1 protein-coding gene and 1 pseudogene are annotated in these 1,437 nt (G+C 71.1%); both read left to right on the top strand.

Annotated elements, in window-relative coordinates; genetic code table 11:
- Nucleotides 1-2 precede the first annotated feature (2 nt).
- Entirely contained in the window at nucleotides 3-899 is an 897-nt protein-coding gene (gene xerD / locus BJQ90_RS12860) for a site-specific tyrosine recombinase XerD (protein ID WP_226760646.1), read from the top strand.
- A 160-nt stretch (nucleotides 900-1,059) separates the two neighbouring features.
- Nucleotides 1,060-1,437, top strand: a pseudogene (locus tag BJQ90_RS12855) (hypothetical protein); the annotation flags it as partial.

Here is a 1,437-nt window from a genome sequence, read left to right as displayed (position 1 = left end):
GGGTGGAACGGGGGCTTGCGGCGAACACCCTTTCCGCCTACCGGCGGGACCTGGCCCGCTACGCCAGGCACCTGGCCCATATGGGCCGCCAACGCCCCGACGAGATCACCCGGCACGACGTCACCGGCTTCGTCCAGGCGCTCTCCGACGGGTCCGACGGCGGCTCGGCCCTGGGCATCCGGTCCGCGGCCCGGACAGTGGTGGCGGTGCGCGGCCTGCACAAGTTCTGGGCACTTGAGGGTCTCACCCCCACCGACCCGGCCAGCGACGTCCACCCGCCCATGCCCGGCAAGCGGCTGCCCAAGGCCATCAGCGTCGACGAAGTCACCAGGATCCTGGAAGCTGTCCGAACCGACACCGCCACCGGGCTGCGCGACCGGGCCCTGCTGGAGTTCCTCTATTCCACCGGCGCCCGGATCAGCGAAGCGGTGGGTCTCGACGTCGATGACATCTCCCTGCACAGCGGCGAGGCCGGGGACGCCGGGCCGGCCATCGTCCGGCTGTTCGGCAAGGGTTCCAAAGAGCGGCTGGTCCCGCTCGGGTCCTTCGGTGCCCGTGCCCTCGACGCCTACCTCGTCCGGGGCCGCCCGCTGCTGTCCGCCAAGGGCAAGGGGACCCCGGCGCTGTTCCTTAACGCCCGCGGGGGGCGGATCAGCCGGCAGAGCGCCTGGACCATCCTGAAGACCGCCGCCGAGAAGGCCAACATCACCAAGGACGTCTCGCCGCACACCCTGCGGCACTCCTTCGCCACGCACCTGCTCGAGGGCGGGGCCGACGTCCGGGTGGTCCAGGAGCTGCTGGGTCATGCCTCGGTCACCACCACACAGGTCTACACCCTGGTCACGGCGGACACCCTGCGCGAGATCTACGCCGCCGCGCATCCCCGGGCCCTGGGCTAAGCCAACACCCGCCTGGCTTTCGTCCCGCCGGCCCCGGTGCGGGAGGATCAACGCCCGGGCAGCACTCTTTTGGAGCAGGATTCCCTCCGGTTGTCGGTCGTCCCAGGTTCACGCGGCAACCCAACCAGTTACTGTCGGAGGCCGCTTATATTCTTTGAGTGTGGCTAGCGGAGCAGCGTTGAGCGTGGAGAGCAGGGAGGCCCTGGCGGCTCTCGCGGCGTCCGCGGCTGCGCTTGCTGCTTTCATCGGCACGGGCCCGGCCCTCACGGAACTCGCCGGCACCGATGCGGACCACCCGGATGCGCCCGGCGCCGACGCCCTGCTGCGGGACAAGGACCCGCTGCGGGACGCAGTGGCCGTCCGGGAAACGGACCCGTTCCGGGGTGTGGATCCGTTGCGGGATCTGGCCGATGACTGCCTGGATGGTTTGGCGGGGGTGGCGCGGTTGGAGGCGAGTGCGGCGGCGTTGAAGGTGCGGCTGGGCGCGGACTACGTGCGGGCCGCCCGGGCCCTGACGCCCCCGTCGTTGCGGGACACC

Source organism: Arthrobacter sp. SO3, from assembly GCF_020532825.1.
Classification (GTDB): domain Bacteria; phylum Actinomycetota; class Actinomycetes; order Actinomycetales; family Micrococcaceae; genus Arthrobacter.
The sequence above is the reverse complement of the archived record's forward strand: the minus strand, read 5'-3'. Positions and strand labels throughout refer to the sequence as shown.